18 protein-coding genes are annotated in these 18,095 nt (G+C 74.1%); 7 read left to right on the plus strand and 11 right to left on the minus strand.

The features are described from left to right. Window positions 1-22 precede the first annotated feature (22 nt). The gene (locus ACGF07_RS17250) at window positions 23-1,549 is read left to right on the plus strand and encodes a SpoIIE family protein phosphatase (RefSeq protein ID WP_392899507.1); all 1,527 of its coding nucleotides are present in this window, start codon (window positions 23-25) and stop codon (window positions 1,547-1,549) included. A gap of 124 nt (window positions 1,550-1,673) precedes the next feature. Here the strand turns inward: ACGF07_RS17250 and ACGF07_RS17255 are convergent, their stop codons facing one another. The 7 genes from ACGF07_RS17255 to ACGF07_RS17285 form a co-directional block, all read right to left on the minus strand. Continuing rightward, a complete protein-coding gene (locus ACGF07_RS17255) occupies window positions 1,674-2,024 on the minus strand; it encodes a DUF2516 family protein (protein WP_350740509.1) in 351 nt (116 codons plus the stop codon). Window positions 2,025-2,168: 144 nt separating this feature from the next. Then, window positions 2,169-2,657, minus strand: coding sequence for a hypothetical protein (locus tag ACGF07_RS17260; RefSeq protein ID WP_350740512.1), 489 nt, complete (start codon window positions 2,655-2,657; stop codon window positions 2,169-2,171). A 2-nt stretch (window positions 2,658-2,659) separates the two neighbouring features. Further along, window positions 2,660-3,067, minus strand: coding sequence for a helix-turn-helix domain-containing protein (locus ACGF07_RS17265; protein WP_392899510.1), 408 nt, complete (start codon window positions 3,065-3,067; stop codon window positions 2,660-2,662). Window positions 3,068-3,359: 292 nt separating this feature from the next. After that, entirely contained in the window at window positions 3,360-4,439 is a 1,080-nt protein-coding gene (locus ACGF07_RS17270; protein ID WP_392899512.1) for a MerR family transcriptional regulator, read from the minus strand. 34 nt (window positions 4,440-4,473) lie between these two features. Further along, window positions 4,474-5,355, minus strand: a complete 882-nt coding sequence (locus ACGF07_RS17275; protein ID WP_392899514.1) for an RNA polymerase sigma-70 factor — start codon at window positions 5,353-5,355, stop codon at window positions 4,474-4,476. Between the two features lie 17 nt (window positions 5,356-5,372). After that, on the minus strand, window positions 5,373-5,567 hold the full coding sequence (locus tag ACGF07_RS17280) for a hypothetical protein (RefSeq protein WP_392899516.1): 195 nt from the start codon (window positions 5,565-5,567) through the stop codon (window positions 5,373-5,375). Next, window positions 5,564-8,713, minus strand: coding sequence for an SNF2-related protein (locus ACGF07_RS17285; protein ID WP_392899518.1), 3,150 nt, complete (start codon window positions 8,711-8,713; stop codon window positions 5,564-5,566). The genes ACGF07_RS17280 and ACGF07_RS17285 overlap by 4 nt, the downstream gene beginning before the upstream one ends. A 201-nt stretch (window positions 8,714-8,914) precedes the next feature. On the opposite strand from ACGF07_RS17285, the gene ACGF07_RS17290 reads away from it, so the two are divergent. Continuing rightward, window positions 8,915-9,523, plus strand: a complete 609-nt coding sequence (locus tag ACGF07_RS17290) for a YceI family protein (RefSeq protein WP_350740529.1) — start codon at window positions 8,915-8,917, stop codon at window positions 9,521-9,523. Between the two features lie 122 nt (window positions 9,524-9,645). On the opposite strand, the gene ACGF07_RS17295 is transcribed toward ACGF07_RS17290, so the two are convergent. Beyond that, entirely contained in the window at window positions 9,646-10,623 is a 978-nt protein-coding gene (locus ACGF07_RS17295; RefSeq protein ID WP_392899521.1) for a LysR family transcriptional regulator, read from the minus strand. A gap of 113 nt (window positions 10,624-10,736) precedes the next feature. Between ACGF07_RS17295 and ACGF07_RS17300 the strand changes: the two genes are divergently transcribed. Both ACGF07_RS17300 and ACGF07_RS17305 read left to right on the plus strand, forming a co-directional pair. Then, window positions 10,737-12,116: an MFS transporter gene (locus ACGF07_RS17300; RefSeq protein ID WP_392899523.1), complete on the plus strand. Its 1,380-nt coding sequence runs from the start codon at window positions 10,737-10,739 to the stop codon at window positions 12,114-12,116. Window positions 12,117-12,125: 9 nt separating this feature from the next. Beyond that, window positions 12,126-12,605 carry a macro domain-containing protein gene (locus ACGF07_RS17305; protein ID WP_350740538.1) on the plus strand — a complete coding sequence of 160 codons (480 nt, stop codon included), beginning with the start codon at window positions 12,126-12,128 and terminating at the stop codon, window positions 12,603-12,605. Here ACGF07_RS17305 and ACGF07_RS17310 read toward each other — a convergent pair. Beyond that, a complete protein-coding gene (locus ACGF07_RS17310; RefSeq protein ID WP_392899526.1) occupies window positions 12,590-13,168 on the minus strand; it encodes a GNAT family N-acetyltransferase in 579 nt (192 codons plus the stop codon). The genes ACGF07_RS17305 and ACGF07_RS17310 overlap by 16 nt on opposite strands. A 192-nt stretch (window positions 13,169-13,360) precedes the next feature. Between ACGF07_RS17310 and ACGF07_RS17315 the strand changes: the two genes are divergently transcribed. Continuing rightward, window positions 13,361-14,161, plus strand: a complete 801-nt coding sequence (locus tag ACGF07_RS17315) for a TetR family transcriptional regulator (RefSeq protein WP_392899529.1) — start codon at window positions 13,361-13,363, stop codon at window positions 14,159-14,161. An 890-nt stretch (window positions 14,162-15,051) separates the two neighbouring features. Continuing rightward, entirely contained in the window at window positions 15,052-15,288 is a 237-nt protein-coding gene (locus ACGF07_RS17320) for a hypothetical protein (RefSeq protein WP_392899531.1), read from the plus strand. A gap of 128 nt (window positions 15,289-15,416) precedes the next feature. On the opposite strand, the gene ACGF07_RS17325 is transcribed toward ACGF07_RS17320, so the two are convergent. Both ACGF07_RS17325 and ACGF07_RS17330 read right to left on the minus strand, forming a co-directional pair. After that, entirely contained in the window at window positions 15,417-16,697 is a 1,281-nt protein-coding gene (locus ACGF07_RS17325; protein WP_392899534.1) for a GNAT family N-acetyltransferase, read from the minus strand. 40 nt (window positions 16,698-16,737) lie between these two features. Then, entirely contained in the window at window positions 16,738-17,262 is a 525-nt protein-coding gene (locus ACGF07_RS17330) for a GNAT family N-acetyltransferase (protein ID WP_392899536.1), read from the minus strand. A 249-nt stretch (window positions 17,263-17,511) separates the two neighbouring features. On the opposite strand from ACGF07_RS17330, the gene ACGF07_RS17335 reads away from it, so the two are divergent. Continuing rightward, the gene (locus ACGF07_RS17335; protein WP_392899539.1) at window positions 17,512-18,039 is read left to right on the plus strand and encodes an SMI1/KNR4 family protein; all 528 of its coding nucleotides are present in this window, start codon (window positions 17,512-17,514) and stop codon (window positions 18,037-18,039) included. Window positions 18,040-18,095: the final 56 nt, after the last annotated feature.

Below are 18,095 nucleotides of genomic sequence, written 5' to 3' on the forward strand. Positions count from 1 at the left end.
CGGGGAAAGGGAGGAACGACCGATGCCCGCAACGGGAGACGGGCGGGCACCTGGTGCCGCGGACCTGCCGGGCGCCCATGACGGCGCCCCCGTCGGCCATGCCCGGAAACACCCGGCGACGACCGGACCGGCGACGGCGGCTCCCCCGATACCTCACCCCCGGTCGCAGGCGGTCCGGACCGCGCACGGCGGACGGCGCCCCCCGCACCCGGCCGAGCCCGGACGCCCGGCGCCCGCTGACGGCACCGCCGACGGCGGTGCCGCGCCGCTGCGGCTGCTGGTCATCGAGGACGATGCCTCGGACGCCCAGCTGATCAAGGCCGCGGTCGCCGACAGCGGCACCTCGATCGAGATCCACTGGGCCCGCGGCCTCGACCAGGCCGTCCAACTGCTCGCCCAGGGCTCCCCCGCCGCCCGGCGCGGACGCCCCCGCGGTGCGGAGTTCGGCTGCGTGCTGCTCGACCTCGCCGCCCCGGCCGACCTGCCGCACCCCTCCGACCCCTCGGACGGCCTGGAAGGGCTGCACGAATTGCTCCGCCGCGCCCCGCACATCCCGGTCGTGGTGCTCACCGACGCCGCCGGAGCCGAACTCGGCGCGGCCGCCGTCGCCGCCGGCGCCCAGGACTTCCTGCTCAAGCACGAGACGGACGGCCCACTGCTGGCCCGCGCGCTGCGCTACGCCGTCGAACGCAAGCGCGCCGACGAGTCCCAGCGCCGCCTCGTCGAGGCCGAACTGCGCGGGCAGGAGAACGCCCGGCTCCAGCGCCACCTCCTGCCCACCCCGCTGCTGGACGGCGCCGGACTGTCCTTCACCCGCCGCTACCGCCCCGGCCGCCGCCGGGCCCTGCTCGGCGGCGACTTCTACGACGCCGTACGCACCGACGACGGCACCGTTCACGTCGTGATCGGCGACGTCTGCGGCCACGGCCCGGACGAGGCCGCGCTCGGCGTCGCCCTCCGGATAGCGTGGCGCACCCTCGTCTTCGCGGGCCTCACCGGCGAGGCCCTGCTCACCACCCTCCAGCACGTGCTCGAGCACGAGCGGCGCAGCGACGAGATCTTCGCGACGCTCTGCATGCTCGTCATCGAGCCCGGCGCTGCCGACGGCGACCCCGGCTCGCCCGGCGCCCCGGCCGCCGACGAACGGGCCCGGCTCTACCTCGCCGGGCACCCGGCGCCGCTGCTGCTCGGCCGCGACCACGCCCCGCTGTCGCTGCCCGCCGACCACGCCGGGCCCGCGCTCGGCCTGCTGCCCTGCCACGACGGCCAGGCCGCCTGGCCCGCGCACGAGTTCGACCTCCGGGCGGGCTGGCGGCTGCTGCTCTACACCGACGGCCTGATCGAGGGGCGGGTCGGGGCCGGGTCACGCCGCCTCGGGCAGGACGGGCTGGCCGATCTGGTCGCCGACCACCAGTCCGCGGGGTTGACCAGGGGACGGCTGGTCGACAGCGTGATCGCCGAGGTCGAGGAGCTCAACGGCGGCGCGCTGACGGACGACGTCGCGGTGCTGCTGCTGGAGCGCAACCCGGTGCAGCTGATCCTCGGCTGAGTGCCGAGCCCCCCCGCCCGCGATCAGCCTCGGGGAACCGGGGAGGGCGACGACGCAGCCCGGGCGGGGATTCCCTGCCCGGGCTGCGGTGCGGTCTGCGGTGTGAGCTGCGGTCGGGGGCCGGTCACCAGGGGCCGTACGGCCCGGTGTTGCTCTGGCCGCCCCGGCCGCTGCCGCCGGTCAGGGCGCGGATCGCCGGGCGGACGTCCACCACGTAGACGATCGAGGCGACCAGGCCGACGAGCGTTCCGATGCTGCCGAGGAAGTTCGCCCCGAAGAGCAGGTCCCACCCGAAGCTGATTCCGAGGATGGCCACCCAGAAGCCCTTGGTCTTCTTGTCCGCCGCACGGTAGGCGTCCTCGCGGCGGGTGGCCGCGTCGAGCAGCGCGAAGAGCTTGTAGCCCAGGATGGCCACGGCCATCCACCAGAACGGGTTCAGGTAGGAAAAGGCCAGGATCTGGAACACTCCGGTCATCGCGATCTCCTACGTCTCTCGAGCTGCCGCACCCCCGCCGTCGCCCATCCTGGCACGGCGGCCGTCCGCAATGCGTCAACGTTCCGCCGACCCCGCACGTGCCCCGTCGGCCCGGGGAGTGCCCACCGGCCGGCGGGCCGCCGGTCAGTCCTCGGGGGTCGGGGTGCTCTTCCTGGCGCGGGAGGACTTCTTCGGCGCGGAGTCCCGGGCCTCGGCGCCGGTCGGCTGGGCGGGCAGCTCGGCGGCGTCGCCCTGCGGACGGGTCTTGTCGACCACGACCTTGCCGCGCTCGGCGAGCTCGTCGTACGTCTCCTTCGCCTTCACCGCCAGCTCGACGGCCCGGGCCACCTGCTGGAGGGCGAAGCCCTGGGCCCGCTCCTGCAGGGCCTTCAGGTCGGCGGGCAGGGTGGTGACGGCCTCGCTGACCTTGGCCGGAGCCCCGGCCAGCAGCTCCTGCGCCTCCTGGAGCTTGGCGGTGGCCTTCTCCTGGGCGCCCTTGCGGTCCGCCGCCAGTGCCTCGACCCTGCCGGGCACCTCGCGCAGCTTCGCGTAGGCGAGGTCCCCGGCGCCGGCCAGGGCGTACAGCGGGGTCGGGTCGGTGAGGGTCTTCTTGATGTCGTCCGTGATCGGCATGGTTACCGGTCCTCCCGGTGGGTGTTCGGGGTGGCTGCGACGTCGGCCGTGGGGCTGGAGGGCCGCGTCGCGTTCTCCTTGAGGAAGGCGTCGTAGACCGCGAGCAGCGACTGCTTCTGCTGCTCGGTGATCAGCGGATCGGCCAGGATCGAAGCCCGCAGCTCCAGGCCCTCGTCCTGCCGCTCCTCCAGGATCCCGGCCTGGACGTAGAGCGTCTCCGCCGAGATCCGCAGCGCCTTCGCGATCTGCTGCAGGATCTCCGCGCTCGGCTTGCGCAACCCTCGCTCGATCTGGCTGAGGTACGGGTTGGACACGCCGGCGGCCTCCGCCAGCTGGCGCAGCGAGTATTGCGCGTTGCGGCGTTGCTCGCGGATGTACGCGCCGAGGGAGCCGACGTTCAGGGAGGCCATGGGGACAGGGTGCAGGAGGGTGCTTGCAATTGCAAGCAGGGGGCGCGGTGGGGTGGGGGTGTGGGGTGGGGGCTCTCGGGAGGGTGGGTGCGGGGGCGGCTCCGGGGGTGGCCGCTCCGGGGGCTGGGTGATTTTCGGACTGCCGACTCTGTGGGTGGGGGGGCGGGCGCCGTTGGCAGTCCGAAAATCACCCGTCACGCCCCTCTCCGGGCCACCCCCTGCGCCGCCCCCTCCCGCAGCGCGTCCGTAGGTGGGGGGGTTGCTCTTACGGGCGTGCCGGGGTGCTTGGCGGTCAGGCGGGGAGGCGGACGGGCATGAGGACGGAGAAGGTGCCGGCGTCGTCCGGGGTGCGGATGGCCAGGGGGGCGATCGGGCCGCCGAGTTCGAGGAGGAGCTGTTCGGGGTGGCCGGCGTCGAGGGCGTCGAGGAGGAAGTCGCGGTTGACCGCGATCTGGAAGTCCTCGGCGGTCGGGTCGGTGGCGACGGTGAGGCGGCCGTCCTCGGTGAGGGTGAGGAGGGTGACGGCGCATTCGGCGCCGTGGGGGCCGGAGGGGAGGGTGCGGGTGGCGCCGGTCTCGACGGCGGTGCGCAGGGCGGCGGTGGGCAGGGTGATCCGGTGCTGCGGGGTGAGTCGGGTGAGGACCCGGTGGTCGGGGTAGTCGAAGTCCAGCGGGGTGCCCTCGATGCGGTGCTCGCCGGTCTCGGCGCGGAAGAGGCCGGCGGTCAGGGTGAGGTGGACCTCGGGCGGGGCGGCGGGGAGCAGGGCGCGCAGGGCGTCGACCAGGGCGGTGGGGACGATGGTGCCGGGGGTCGGCTGGTCGGGTGCGCCGGTGGCGGGCACTTCGGCGAGGGCCAGGCGGTAGCGGTCGGTGGCGACCAGCCGCAGGGCCGGGCCGTCCGGTTCGAAGAGCACTCCGGCGAGGGAGGGCTGGTCCGGGTCGCCGGAGACCGCGAAGCGGACCGCGTCCAGGGCGGCGGCCAGGTCGTCGGCGGGGACGGTGAGGTGGGTGGTGGTGGTCATCGGTTGCTCCCTCTGGTCGATCATCGTGCGGATCAGGGAGAGTTCGCGGCGGGCGTCGGCCAGGCCGTCCTCCAGTCGGCGCAGGTGCGCGTCGAGGACGTGTCGGGCGTCGCCGCTGCCGGGGGCGGCGGCGAGGACGGCGCGGATGTCGGCCAGCGGCAGGCCGACCCGGCGCAGCCGGGCCAGCAGGCGGGCGTCGGCGAGTTGGGCGGGCCGGTACCAGCGGTAGCCGGTGTGGGGGTCGACCCAGGCGGGGGTGAGCACCTCGGCGCCGTCGTAGTAGCGCAGGGTGCCGACGCCCAGGCCGCTGGCGCGGGCCAGTTCGCCGATGCTGTGCAGCTCGCTCTCCATGCCGATGACTCTCGGGGCTCGACCTGGTCGAGGGTCAAGCGAGGTGGGTGAGCTTCTCGGGGTTGCGGACGGCGCGGATGGCGGAGACCAGGGGGCGGCCGTCGGGGCCCTCGGTGAAGTCGAGGACCGAGACGGAGTCGACGGCGCCGTCCACGGTGATGAGGACGCCGGGTTCGCCGTTGACCAGGACCGGACGGGTGCCCGCGCCGGCGCCCAGCTTGCGGAGCAGGCCGAGGATGAAGCGGGCGACGTTCTCGGCGCCGGTGACCGGCCGCAGCGCGGCGCTGATCACGCCGCCGCCGTCGCTCCAGGAGGTGACGTCGGGGGCGAGCAGTTCGAGCATCCGGTTGAGGTCGCCGCCGACGCAGGCGGAGAGGAACTCGTCGGTGGCGCGGCGGCGCAGCTCCGGCGGGGCGTCGTAGCGGGGGCGGCGGGCGCGCACGTGGGCCCGGGCCCGGCTGCCGACCTGGCGGCAGGCGGCCTCGGTGCGGTCCAGGGCCTCGGCGATCTCCTGGTAGGAGAAGCCGAAGGCCTCCTTGAGCACGAAGACCGCGCGCTCCAGCGGGGACAGGCTCTCCAGCACGACCAGCAGGGCGAGCGAGACGGTCTCGGCGCGTTCCACGTCGCCGGTCGCGTCCGGCTCGGTGACCAGCGGCTCGGGCAGCCAGGGGCCGACGTAGGACTCGCGGCGGACGGCGGCCGAGTCGAGCCGGTTGAGGGCGAGGTTGGTGACCGTGCGGGCGAGGAACGCGCTCGGGCTGGCGACCGGGCCGGTGACCCGGCTCCAGCGCAGCCAGGTGTCCTGGACCAGGTCCTCGGCGTCGGCGACGCTGCCGAGCATCCGGTAGGCGATGCCGAAGACCATCCGCCGGTTGTCCTCGAAGTCGGCGAGGCGGGTGTCTGGAGTGTCGGTCACCCTGCGGACGTTACCCGTCAGCCGCGGAAGGTGTCGTAGGCGGGGGCGAGCAAGGTGGCGAGATCGCGGCCGTGCACGGTGATGCCGGAGCGGCCGAGCCGGCGCAGGGAGGACTCGTCGGGCTCCTCGTCCGGCGGGTCGGGGTGCAGGGTGAAGTCGCCGCGCCAGTAGGCGGCGACGTTGACCGGTGGGGGCTTGGTCGCTTCCGTCACGTCTCCTCCTCGGCGACGGCGTCCTCGCGGGTGAGGGCGACCAGTTCGCGCAGTGCGTCGACCGGCAGGTCGGTCAGCCAGTGCTCCCCCGCGCCCACCGCCGTGTCGGCCAGGGAGCGCTTGGCGGCGAGGAGTTCGTCGATCCGCTCCTCGACGGTGCCGACGCAGACCAGGCGGCGGACCTGGACGTCCCGGCGCTGGCCGATCCGGAAGGCGCGGTCGGTGGCCTGTTCCTCGACCGCCGGGTTCCACCAGCGGTCCAGGTGGATCACCTGGTTGGCGGCGGTCAGGTTGAGCCCGGTGCCGCCGGCCCGCAGCGAGAGCAGGAACACCCCCGGGCCGTCCGGGGCCTGGAAGCGCTGGACGAGTTCCTCGCGGCGGGTGCGGGGGACGCCGCCGTGCAGGTACAGCACCTCCTGGCCGAGCCGGCGTTCCAGGTACGGGCGCAGCATGGTGCCGAACTCGGCGTACTGGGTGAAGACCAACGTCCGGTCGCCCTCGGCCAGTGCCTCCTCCAGCAGTTCGGCGAGCCGCGCCACCTTGCCCGACCGTTCGCCCAACGGCGAGCCGTCGTGCAGCAGTTGGGCCGGGTGGTTGCACACCTGCTTGAGCTTGCCGATCGCGGCCAGCACGGTGCCGCGCCGCTCCACGCCCCGGACGCCCTCGACCCGTTGCAGCAGGTCGGCCACCACGGCCTGGTAGAGGCCGGCCTGTTCGGCGGTGAGGTTGCACCAGACGGTCATCTCCTGCTTGGCGGGCAGGTCGGCCGCCACCGCCGGGTCGGCCTTGAGCCGGCGCAGTACGAACGGGGCGGTGCGGCGGCGGAGTTCGGCGGTGCGCTCGGGGTTGCGGTGCAGCTCGACGGGGATCGCGTAGCGCTCCTTGAAGCGCTCGGCCGGGCCGAGCAGGCCGGGGTTGGCGAAGTCCAGCACGGCGTGCAGTTCGGCGAGCCGGTTCTCCACCGGGGTGCCGGTCAGGGCGATCCGGTGGCGGGTGACGGGCAGCGCGCGGATCGCCCGGGACTGCGCGGTGCCGCTGTTCTTGATGTGCTGCGCCTCGTCGGCGACCACCCGGCGCCAGCGGATCGCGCGCAGGGCGGCGAGGTCGCGCTGGACCAGCCCGTAGGTGGTGATGACCAGGTCCACGCCGTGGACGGCGGCGGCGAGGCGCTCCGCGTCGAGGCGGCCGGCGCCGTGGTGGACGTGGCGGCGCAGGTCGGGGGCGAAGCGCTCGGCCTCGCGCTGCCAGTTGCCGACCAGGGACATCGGGCAGACCAGCAGGGTCGGGCCGGTCGCCCCCTCGGCGCGTTCGGCGGCGAGCAGGGCGAGGGTCTGCACGGTCTTGCCGAGGCCCATGTCGTCGGCGAGCACGGCGCCGAGGCCGAGCCCGGACATGGTCCGCAGCCAGGCCAGGCCGCGCCGCTGGTAGGGGCGCAGTTCGGCGCGGAAGCCCGGGGGCGGCGCGGCGTCGGCCCGGCCGGCCCGGTCGGCGGCGGTGCGGCCGGCCAGCAGGTCGCCGAGCGGGCCGTCCACGCGGACGCCGGTGACCGGCAGTCCGGCGACGGTCGCTTCCGGGTCCAGGGCGAGCCGGAGCAGGTCGGCGGCGGCCAGGAGGCCGTCGCGCCGCTCGGTGAGGAAGGCGAGGGCGGCGGCGATCTGGGCCGGGTCGGCCTCCAGCCAGGTGCCCCGGACGCGCACCAGGCCCTGTTTGGCGGCGGCGAGTTCGGCGAGCTCGCGTTCGGTGAGCGGGGTGCCGTCCGGGCCGAGCGCGGCCTGCCAGCGGAAGGCGACCACGGCGTCCCGGTCCACCTGGCTGGTGACGGCGAGGGTGCCGGGGGCGGGCGGGCTGACGGCCCGCAGGGCGAGCCCGAGCCGGGGGCGGCGGCGCCACCAGGCGGGCAGCAGCACACCGAAGCCGCTCTCGGCGAGGGCGGGCGCGGCGGTGCTCAGGAAGTCGAGCGCGCCGGCCCGGTCGAGCGGGAGCGCGGACGGGCGGGAGCGGTGGCGCAGCCCGTCCAGGGCGGGCCAGCGGTGCGCGGCGCGGGCGAGTTCGGCGACCAGGATGTCGGCGGGTTCCCGGCCGCCCGTGGTCGTACGGGCGAGCGCGGCGTGCGCGGCGCCGCCCTGGTGCAGGTCGGCGGCGCGGACCAGGAGGGAGGGTTCGTCGACGGCCTGGAGCAGGAACTCGAGCTGCCAGGCGTCGTCGGAGGGGCGGCCGTCGGGGTCGTCCGGGTCGGGGCCGAGCGGTTCGAGCAGGCGGAAGCAGAGCCGCAGCGCGGGGTCGGCGGGTTCGGCGGCGGCGTACCAGGTGTCGATCCGTCGGCGGAGTCCGGCGACGTCCTCGGCGGGGACGCCGGTGAGCTCGCCGGAGGGGGTGCTGAGGGCGTGCAGCCACTGCTCGACGGCGGAGCGGCCGCCGGCGGGGAACGGCCGGTCGGCCAGCGCGGCACGGGCCTCGGCGTCCACCAGGGCACCGAGCGCGGCTTCCAGCAGCGCCTCCCCGGTGCCGGCTCCGGTGGGCCACTCCCCCAGCAGGACGGGTGGGCAGCCGGCCGCCAGGGCGGCCGCCTCGCGACGGCCGGCCGGGGTGAGGTCGGGCCGCCACCGGGCCCGGGGGCGGCCGCCGTCGGGGACGGGCAGGGGCAGCAGCCGGCCCCGGCCGACGGCGCGCCAGGCGAGGTCGTGCACTCCGGTGAGCCAGCGCAGCGCGGGGCCGTGGACCACTTCGACCCGGCCGGTGCCGGGCAGGTCGGTGACGGTGACGGCCCAGTGCGGGTCGTGCACCTCGCCGAGCAGTTGCGCGGCGGCCGGGGGGTCGAAGAGCAGGGCCGGGACCCGCCAGGGGCTGAGGTGGGCGCCGCCGCGCGGCGGGGTGACCGGCAGGTCGGGCGAGGGGGCGGGGTGGGCGCCGACGGTGGGCAGGAGGAGGGTGGCCCAGCGCTCGGGGGCCTGGCTTGCGAGCCAGCCGAGGCCGGGCCCGATGCCGCCGAGGACGGCGGCCAGTTCGCCGGCCGGGCAGGCGTACGGGTGGGCGCGCGGGGCGGGCCGCTCCGGCTGCGGTTCGGCGGTACCGGGGTGGGCGCGGGCGTCCTCGGCCCAGAGTGCCAGCCGCCCGTCCGCCCGCCAGAGCGCGTGGAGGACGAACATGAGGGGCCTCTCGGGCGGGGAACCGTTGTTCGCAGCCTAGCCCCGGGGTCCGACAGGGGCGGTCGGACCGGGGCGGCGGGCCGTCCGGGTGAATCCTGGGGCTCGTCCGGGTTCCATGGTTGAAATTTGAACGAAGGCGGCGTACGCTCGAACCAAGAAGTTGAAGCCTAAACAAAATGGCTTCGGACCCGAGGAGGAGCCATGGGCCTGTTCACCCGCACCAAGACCGCCGCCACCCCCGTCGCCGTCCAGCCCCAGGCCGGCCCCGACCTGTCGCACCTGAGCGGCGACTGGACCGTGGACGCCGCGCACAGCGAGATCGGTTTCTCGGTCCGCCACGCGATGGTCACCAACGTCAAGGGCCGCTTCACCGAGTACGACGGCAAGCTGCACCTGGACGGCGCCGAACCGGCCAACTCCTCGGCCGAGTTGGTGATCAAGGTCGCCAGCATCGACACCAACCAGGCCCAGCGCGACGAGCACCTGCGCACCGGCGACTTCTTCGCCGCCGACACCTACCCGGAGATCCGCTTCCGCAGCACCTCCGCCGAGGCGCTCGGCGACGACTCCTACCGGATGACCGGCGAGCTCACGATCAAGGGCACCACCCGCCCGGTGGTCCTGGACCTCGAGCACACCGGCAGCGCCACCGACGCCTACGGCGCCGAGCGGGTCGGCTTCGAGGGCAAGGCCGTCGTGGACCGTACCGACTTCGGCCTGACCTACAACGCGGCCCTGGAGACCGGCGGCGTCCTGATCGGCGAGAAGGTCAAGCTGACCTTCGACATCTCGGCCGTCAAGGCGGCCTGACCCGACCGGCCCCGCCGCCGGCCCCGCCCGGTCGGCCCCGCTGGGCTGACCCCGCCCGGTCGGCCCCGCCGCCGCCCGCGAGCCACCGCCCCTGCCCGACCCCCGGGGCAGGGGCGGTGTTCTCATCCCGGCACGAGCGCCGCGTCCGCCGCGGGCAGCCAACTGCCCGGCGGGCGCCGCAACCAGCCCTCGGCCGCGCCGAGTCCGGCCGCCGCGGCGGCCAGCGCCCGCAGCCCGGGATGGCGTTCGCCGGGCCGGTGCACCAGGCTGACCAGGCTCAGCGGCACCGGCTCCACCAGCGGCACGTTGACCGCCCCCGGGATCCGCGGGCCGCCGACCGTGGTCAGCATCGGGTCGCCGTGCCGGGCCAGGTAGCGGGCCGTCTCGTCCAGGCCCACCGGCGGGACATGCGGCGCGGCGGCGGCCAGGCCGTGCTCGCGCAGCAGCCGGTCGCCGAGGTCGGCCCACTCGGTGGTGGCCGGGTTGCCCGCACAGATGTCGACCGGGTGGCCGACCAGCTCGGCCAGCCGCAGCACCGGCCGGCCGGCCAGCGGATGGGTGTCCGCCATCATCACCGAGACCTGCTCCAACCGCACCGGAATCTGGGCGAGTTGGCCGCGCACCGGGGCGGGCAGCCCGGCGAAGCGGCCGAACGAGGCGTCCAGCCGGTGCGCCAGCAGCTCGGCGGCGGCCGCGGCCAGGCCGCCGTGGAAGCGGGCCAGCAGCTCCCCCTCCGGCCAGGCGGCGCGGGCCCGTTCGAGCACCCGGTCGCCGGTCAGGTCCGGGCCGGTGACGTCGCTGTTGAGATCGAGCAGCAGCGGGCGGGCGGACGCCCCGGCTCCGGCCTCGGCGAGGATCTCGTCGTGCAGGGCGAGGAGCCGGCGGGCCCGCGGCAGCAGCCGCCGCCCCGCCGGAGTGAGCTCGACGCTGCGGGTGGTGCGGGTGAACAGCGGCTCGCCGAGCAGCCCCTCCAGGGATCGGACGTCCCGGCTGAGCGCCTGCTGGGCGACGTGCAGCCGCTCGGCGGCCCGGCCGAAGTGCAGGGTCTCGGCGGTCGCGAGGAAGCCGCGGAGCAGACGGGGGTGGAGGTCGCGGGGCATGCGCGGCAGATTAACAACACCCTGTTGTGAGTGCGGCGAAACAGGTGTTGGACGCCCCGCCGCCCGCGCCGCCAGGGTGGGGGCATTCCCCGACGTCCTGCCCAGGAGCCCGCGTGCCCTCCCCCGCCCTGCTCACCTCCTACCGCCGGCTGTTCTCCGCCCCCGGCGCCGCCGCCTTCACCCTGGCCGGACTGCTGGGCCGGCTCGCGCTGTCGATGAACGGCGTCTCGCTGGTGGTGCTCCTCGCCGAACGGCGCGGCTCCTACGCCCTGGCCGGGACGGTCTCGGCGGCCGGGCTGGTCACCGGCGCGATCGGGATGCCGCTGCTCGGACGGCTGGTGGACCGCTACGGGCAGTCGCGGGTGACCGTGCGGGCCGCGCTGTACAACGCCGTCCCGCTGCTCGCGCTGCTGCTCTGCGTCCGGCTCGGCGCGCCCGACTGGACGCTGTACCCGTGCTGGGCGGCGGGCGCCGCCGCGCCCAATCTCGGCGGCATGGCCCGGGCCCGCTGGGCGCACCTGTACCGGGACGACCCGGCCGCCCGGCACCTGGCCAACTCCTTCGAACAGGCGCTGGACGAACTCTGCTTCATGGCCGGGCCGGTGCTCGCGATGCTGCTCTGCACGGCGCTCGCCCCCGAGGCCGGGCTGCTCACCGCCGGCACGCTCGGCACCGCCGGCGCCCTGCTGTTCGCCGCCCAACGGCGCACCGAACCGCCACTGCCGGCCGCCCGGGACACCGCGCGCGAGCCGGGGCGGGAGCGGGGGCAGGAGCAGGAGCAGGAGCGGGTGCGGGAGCCGGAGCGGGAGCGGGGGCGGGACCAGGAGCGGGGGCGGGAGCGGGCGCACGGCTCCCCGGTGCGGGCGCCCGGGCTGCGGGTGCTGGTGCTGACCTTCCTGGCCACCGGCATGGTCTTCGGCGCGACCGAGATCACCACCGTGGCGTACGCCGACGCGCTCGGCCACCGGGCGGCGGCCGGCTGGCTGCTGGCCCTGGTCGCGGGCGGTTCCTGCGTGGCCGGGTTGCTGTTCGGACTGCTGACGCCGCGTCGCGCCGCTGGGGTGCGCTTCCTCACCGGGGTCGGCGCGATGGCCGGCATGCTGCTGCTGCCGCTCGCGGCCGGGCTCGGCGGAGCCGGACTCGGGGTGCTCGGCGCGGCGCTGTTCGCCGCCGGCACGGCCACCGCGCCGACCATGGTGACCGGGATGACGCTGGTCCAGGAGCTCCTCCCGCAGCGGCAGTTGAACGAGGGCATGGCGCTCGCGGTGTCCGGCATCGTGGTCGGCATCTCGGCCGGCGCGGCGCTCGCCGGAACGGTCGCCGAGCACGCCGCCCCCGGCACCGGATACGCCCTGCCGGCCGCCGCCGCCGCGCTCGCCCTGGTGGTCGGCCTGGCCGGCCGCCGCCACCTGACGGCGCGCAAGCGGCCGGCCGCGGCGCGGGAGGAGCGGGCGGCGGAAAATTCCGAGCGGGCTGTCAGTGCCTCCGTCTAACTTCGAGTCATGGCAGGAATCACCTACGTCCGAGGCGATGCCACCACGCCCCAGGGCAAGGGCGTGAAGGTGATCGCGCACGTCTGCAACGACCTCGGCGGCTGGGGCAAGGGCTTCGTGCTCGCGCTCTCCAGACGCTGGCCCGAGCCCGAGAAGGCGTTCCGGCGCTGGCACCGGGAGCGGGCGACGAACGACTTCGGCCTCGGCGGCCTGCAACTGGTGCAGGTCGAGCCGTACGTCTGGGTGGCCAACATGGTCGGCCAGCGCGGCATCCGGACCGGACGCTCCACCGGAGCGCCGGTGCGGTACGAGGCCATCGACTCCGCGCTGGCCGCCCTGGGCGAGCGCGCGCTCGAACTCGGCGCCTCCGTCCACATGCCGCGGATCGGCTGCGGACTGGCGGGCGGCCGCTGGGCGCAGGTCGAGCCGCTGGTGGCGGCCCGGCTGACGGCGCGCGGCGTCCCGGTGACGGTCTACGACGTCGACTGACCCCTGGTCGACGACCGTCCGAGGGCCGGCCCGGGCGCGGCCGGCCAGGCGTACACGTACTCGGGCAGCACATGGCCGCCCGGGAAGACACCCTCCTGCACCCTGACCCGCACCCCGCCCTCCCGCTCGTAGAAGGCGACGGCACGGGTGTTGCCGCTCAGCACCTCCAGGTACAGCTCGGCCCCGGGGTGCCGTTCGGCGGCCTGGGCGCGGGCGGCGGCCAGCAGTTCGCGGCCGATGCCGCCACCGGTACGGCCGGGGCGGACGTGCAGGTTGTCCACCAGGACCCGACCGTCGGGCTGGGGCACCACGTAGACGAACCCGACCACGGCACCCGCCTGTTCGGCGACCTGAAGGACCGGAGTGTTCTCCGGCTCCCCGTAATCGGCCTGGAGGCGCAGCTCCCACAGCTCGCGCCGCTGGGCGGCCAGCCCGTCCCCGAGCGCGTCGTCGGGGACGATCCCCCGGTACGCGGTGCGCCAGCTGTCGGCGTGCAGCTCCGCGACGCTCGCGGCGTCCTGCTCTCCGCCGTACCGGATCCGGAGCGGGCCTGAAGTGATCACCTGACCAGCCTCCCACACAGATGGAGTTGAACATGTTCAATCGAACCGGATACAGTGCTCCCGCGGTTTTGAACGCGTTCGAAATCACGGGGGTGCGGTTCGTGGTACCGGATGCGGAGGGGGCATCCGGTACCGCGAGCACCGACAGCACCGACACCGGGTGGAGCGTCGTGTCCCGCTAGGCTCGTCCCCGTGGACGACCTGGCAGCGACGAACCGAACGGACGACGGGAAGGGTGCGGCCGAGCCCTCGGCCGCACCCGGCACGGAGACCGGGCCCCTGCCCGGCGGCCGGGCCCAACCGAAGACGGACAAGAGCGAGGCGACCCGGGCGCTGATCCTGGAGACGGCCATGCGGCTGTTCCAGGAGCGGGGCTACGAGAAGACCACGATGCGCGCCATCGCCGGCGAGGCGGGAATTTCGGTCGGGAATGCGTATTACTATTTCGCCGGAAAAGAGTTCCTAATTCAGGGCTTCTATGACCGGATGACTCATGACCATGCCGCGAATGCGCGAAATCGAATGACAGAAACGCGCGACTTTGCCGAGCGGCTGGAAATTGCCATCACGTCATGGATCGACACTGCGGCGCCGTACCACGAGTTCGCCGCCCAGTTCTTCCGGACAGCAGCGGACCCGACCAGCTCACTGAGCCCGTTCTCCAACGAGTCGCATCCGGCCCGTGCCACCGCCGTCGAGCTGTTCCGGGAAGTACTGGCCGGCTCCGACCTGGCACCAAAGCTGGATGCCGAGTTGGTCGGACTGCTGCCGGATGTCCTGTGGCTGCATCTCATGGTTGTGGTGCTTTATTGGGTCTTCGACCGGACCGAGGACACCGCGCGGACCCGGGAATTTGTCCGCAGGTCTACGCCCATGGCTGCCAGGTTGATCAACCTGTCGCGCTATCGAGTGTTCCGGCCGATCGTCCGGGATGCCAAGGGCCTGATCCAGGACTTCATCCTGCCGACCATAGGGAAAGTAGCCACGAAATAGTGAGCTTGAACTCGTGATGGCGGGAACGGGTTGGGCGTCGGGCCGACCTCAGGCCCATGGGCGGGCCAGCTTGATCACTGCCTGACACCAGCGGTCGAGCGATTCGCAGCTCGGCAGCCGCGCCGGTGGTGGCGAGTCGCATCCTCCGTTACCGGTATGATGCTCAGCCCGCTTCCGAGAGACCCTGGACAGTAAGGATGCGATCCTAGCCGTTTGCGGAGGGCGATATGTCCGCATGGCAGAAAATCCGGCGATTCCGGGGCCTGTATCGGGGCCGGATCTACTATGAGTACCCGCAAAGCTTGTGCCCTCATAGGCGGGTAAAAGTGCTGAGCAAGCAGTACATTGAGCTCCCAACGGGTGTCTCCTATTACAAGGACCCGGCCACCCAATTTGAATATAAGTGCAAACAATGCGGGCGCCAATGGACGGACGATGTTAGACACTATTAGGCACCTCACACTTCAGGGCTACCGGCGCTGGCCCTCCGATGTCAGGCGAACGGCGCTGACATCCCTCGATCAAGTTCGGTAGCCGTAGGTCCCGGCCACCTGTCAGACGGACGACGGGTTCGGCCGGGGCCTGTGGTGTGGTCCGGTCAGCTCACCTGGTGGCGCTCGGCTTTGACGGCAGCAAGAGCGACGACGCCACGGCCCTGGTGGGCGTGGACGTGGAGACCGGCCACGGGTGGGTGGTCGGCGTCTGGGCGCCGGGCTCCGGGGCACCGAGGCCGGCCAGGACAACCGCGTCGACCTCGGCGGGGTCCAACCAAGAATCGCTACTTGCGACCACGTGGTTGAGACAGAAGCGGTGCATCTCGCTGGGGTCGCTGGCGGGGTTGCGAGGTCCTCCAGGGCTCGGACCTGGCGCCGAAGCTCGACGCCGAACTGGTGGAGCTGCTGCCCGACGTGCTCTGGCTGAACCTGATGGTCGTCGTCCTCTACTGGGTCTTCGACCGGACCGAGGACACCGAGCGGACCCGGGAGTTCGTCCGCCGGTCGACTCCGATGGCCGCCCGGGTGATCAACCTCTCGCGCTACCGGGTGTTCCGGCCGATCGTGCGCGACGCCAAGGGGCTGATCCAGGACTTCATCCTGCCGACGATCGGCAGGACGGCGGTCAAGTAGCGCTGGGGGCCGGCGTCGGGGTCGTGGCCGCGGTGGGCCCGGCTTCGGCCGCCGGGACCGGGACGTCGGAGAACACCCGGGGGCCGGCCCGCCGTGCGCGGGCCGGCCACCCGGCGCGTCCGGGCGGTTCAGAACTCGGTCGGCGTCCACGGCTGCAGCGGGGCGCGCAACAGCAGGTCCGCGGCGGCCGCCGCGCCCGGACGCAGTTCGGTGAGCAGGGCCGCCGCGGCCAGCCTCGGGGCCGTCTCGCAGCCGAGGTAGAGCGAGCCCAACTCGGAAGCGCCGAGGGCGAGATCGGCGTCGTCGGTGGTCCGGGTGCAGCGGCCGCTGCCGTCCTCGGCGACCTCGATCGCGAAGCGGCCCGAGGCATAGCCGAGCCGGTCCTCGACCTCCAGCACCACCCGGCCGGGGGCGCCGTAGCTGCGGGCGCCGAAGGCGGCCTCGACGTCCAGCAGCCGCAGCCACATGAAGTCGGAGTTCTCCTCGTGCGGGGTGGCCGCGCGCGGGTCCCGGAGGAGCAGCGGCAGCGGGTCGTCCGGGGAGAGGTTGTCCACCACGACCTTGCGCACCCAGTCGACGGACAGGACCAGCCGCCACAGCTCGACCGCGGTGGGCAGGTCGAGGGCGAGGAAGTCGTCCACCGTGAGCGTGCAGTCGGGGTAGGAGCCGTCCCACTTGTCGTCGACCCGGTACACCACCAGGCCGGTGACCTCGCCGTCGGCGTCGCGGTGGACGGCGGCGAAGGGCTCCTTGAAGTCGTCGCCCGGCACCTGGATCTCGTTGGTGCGGCGCTGCCACCAGATGTCGTCCCGGGCGATCGCGCCGGGCTGGGTGAGCCGCCACCGGTCGTACAGCGGGGCGCCGAGTTCGCGCAGTTCCGCGAGGGTCGCGAAGTCGATCCGGCCGCCCGGCACGCCCGGCAGGCCCTCGCGCAGGCCGCCGGCGCGGCCCAGGTCGACCTTCCAGCCGCTGCCCCGAGTGGCCGGGCCGAAGCCGAACCGGCCGTAGATGCCGTACTCGGCGGCGACCAGGATGGCGACCGCGCAGCCGCGCTCGGCGGCCGAGGCGAGGTCCCGCCGCATCATCGCGCTCAGCAGGCCCCGGCGGCGGTGCGTCGAACTGACCGTCACATTGGTGATCGCGTCCGCCTGGACGACGGCACCGCCCGGGACGGTCAGCTCCACGTCGAAGCTGCGGAAGGTGGCGACCTGCCGGTCGCCGTCCAGCCCGGCCAGCATCCGGCCCGGCTGCCACTGCCTGCGGCGCAGGTCCGGCGCGACGCCCGCGTGGGGGCGCAGGAAGCCGAGATTGAGCGCCCGGTTCCAGGCCTCGACCTCGTCCACGGAGACGGCCCGGACCTGGAGCCCGCTCACGGTGTCAACGGCGGCTTCATCGTTGCTGTTGCCCATCCGGCCACCGTACGGCGGCCCGCCGGGCGGGGCATCCGATTTATTCCGTACCCGACCCGGTGTGCTCGCCCGGGGTCACCACCCAGTGGTTGGTGCGCAGGATCCGGCCCGCGAAGTCGACGTCCCGCTCGCCGAGCAGCCGGAAGCCGAGGGTGCGGCAGATCCCGTTGGAGGCGCCGTTGGCGACCCCCGGGTTGGCGTGCACCTCGCCCCAGCGGCCGTCCTGCGCCGCGGCGTCCAGGACCGCACGCGTCGCCGCCTTGGCGAAGCCGCGGCCCTGGTACTCGGGCAGCACCATCCAGCCGATCTCGCTGACGACGGCGCCGTCCTCCTCCTCGGCCTGCCAGAGCATGACGGCGCCGGCCACCTCCCCGTCGGCGGCGCCGTCCGGGACGATCATCTTGGCCCAGGCGCTGTCCTCCGCCACCAGCCGGAGGTCCTTGCGCAGCCGCTCCTCCACCGCCTCCCGCGGCAGCGGGCCGCCCAGCTCGGCCATCATCCCGGCGTCGCACCGCATCCGGACGTACGCCTCGACGTCGCCCGCTTCCACGTTCCGCAACCGCACGGTGCCTCCTCAGGGGTGATCGGACCGGCCACGCTAGCGTCGGCCACTGACATCCGCGGCCGACGCCGGTCACGGCCGCGGGGCCCGGGGCCCGGAGCTCGCGGCCCGGAGCTCGCGGTCGGCGGTAGGTCGCGCCGTCGTCCACGGCGTCCCGCCCGGCCGAGGTGGGTCGGTAGGAGGTGCGGCCTCGCCCCGGGCCGCGTGCCGGGGCGGCTCTCCGGTGACACCGGTGATCGCTAGCCTCTGCGCGTGACACACACCGACGACCGACGGTTCCCTCCCGCACTCGCCGCCGCCCTGGCCGCCCCGTTCGACTTCGACGACGGCGAGGGGATCGACTTCGAGCCCTTCCCGACCTTCCTGTCCGCCGAGGACACCACCGACTGGTTCCGGGCCTGGACCGGCAACACGGAGCTGAACGGCGACGACTTCCGGGTGTTCGGCCAGGACGGTACCGGCGGATACGCAGCGTTCTGGCTGATCCGCCCGGACCGCCCGCTCCCTGACCAGCCCGTCGTCTTCCTCGGCTCCGAGGGTGAGACCGGTGTCCTGGCCCGCGACCTGGGCGACTTCCTGTGGCTGCTGGCCGGCGGCTTCGGCCCCTGCGAAGCAGCCACCTCGTACGAACCCGACCGGACACCGCGGCCCGACCCGGAGCTCACGGCCGTCGCGGAACGATTCGCCCCCGACCGACGGCAGCCGCCCACTGCTGTCGTGGAGCAAGCGACCCTGGAGTTCCCCGACTTCGAGGACACGATCATGGATCTCTGCCGCTGACTCCGTGGGCCCTGTCCCGGCCTGTTGCCGGGGCTCCGGGCCGGGCGGACCGCTGC

The organism is Kitasatospora sp. NPDC048194, assembly GCF_043202455.1.
Taxonomy (GTDB): domain Bacteria; phylum Actinomycetota; class Actinomycetes; order Streptomycetales; family Streptomycetaceae; genus Kitasatospora.

Coding starts and splice junctions, on each gene's coding strand:
- ACGF07_RS17295 (WP_392899521.1), bottom strand. CDS start 10,623: ATGCCCCGCGACCTCCACCCCCGTCTGCTCCGCGGCTTCCTCGCGACC.
- ACGF07_RS17285 (WP_392899518.1), bottom strand. CDS start 8,713: ATGTTCGTCCTCCACGCGCTCTGGCGGGCGGACGGGCGGCTGGCACTC.
- ACGF07_RS17290 (WP_350740529.1), top strand. CDS start 8,915: ATGGGCCTGTTCACCCGCACCAAGACCGCCGCCACCCCCGTCGCCGTC.
- ACGF07_RS17260 (WP_350740512.1), bottom strand. CDS start 2,657: ATGCCGATCACGGACGACATCAAGAAGACCCTCACCGACCCGACCCCG.
- ACGF07_RS17325 (WP_392899534.1), bottom strand. CDS start 16,697: ATGGGCAACAGCAACGATGAAGCCGCCGTTGACACCGTGAGCGGGCTC.
- ACGF07_RS17270 (WP_392899512.1), bottom strand. CDS start 4,439: ATGGAGAGCGAGCTGCACAGCATCGGCGAACTGGCCCGCGCCAGCGGC.
- ACGF07_RS17265 (WP_392899510.1), bottom strand. CDS start 3,067: ATGGCCTCCCTGAACGTCGGCTCCCTCGGCGCGTACATCCGCGAGCAA.
- ACGF07_RS17250 (WP_392899507.1), top strand. CDS start 23: ATGCCCGCAACGGGAGACGGGCGGGCACCTGGTGCCGCGGACCTGCCG.
- ACGF07_RS17305 (WP_350740538.1), top strand. CDS start 12,126: ATGGCAGGAATCACCTACGTCCGAGGCGATGCCACCACGCCCCAGGGC.
- ACGF07_RS17255 (WP_350740509.1), bottom strand. CDS start 2,024: ATGACCGGAGTGTTCCAGATCCTGGCCTTTTCCTACCTGAACCCGTTC.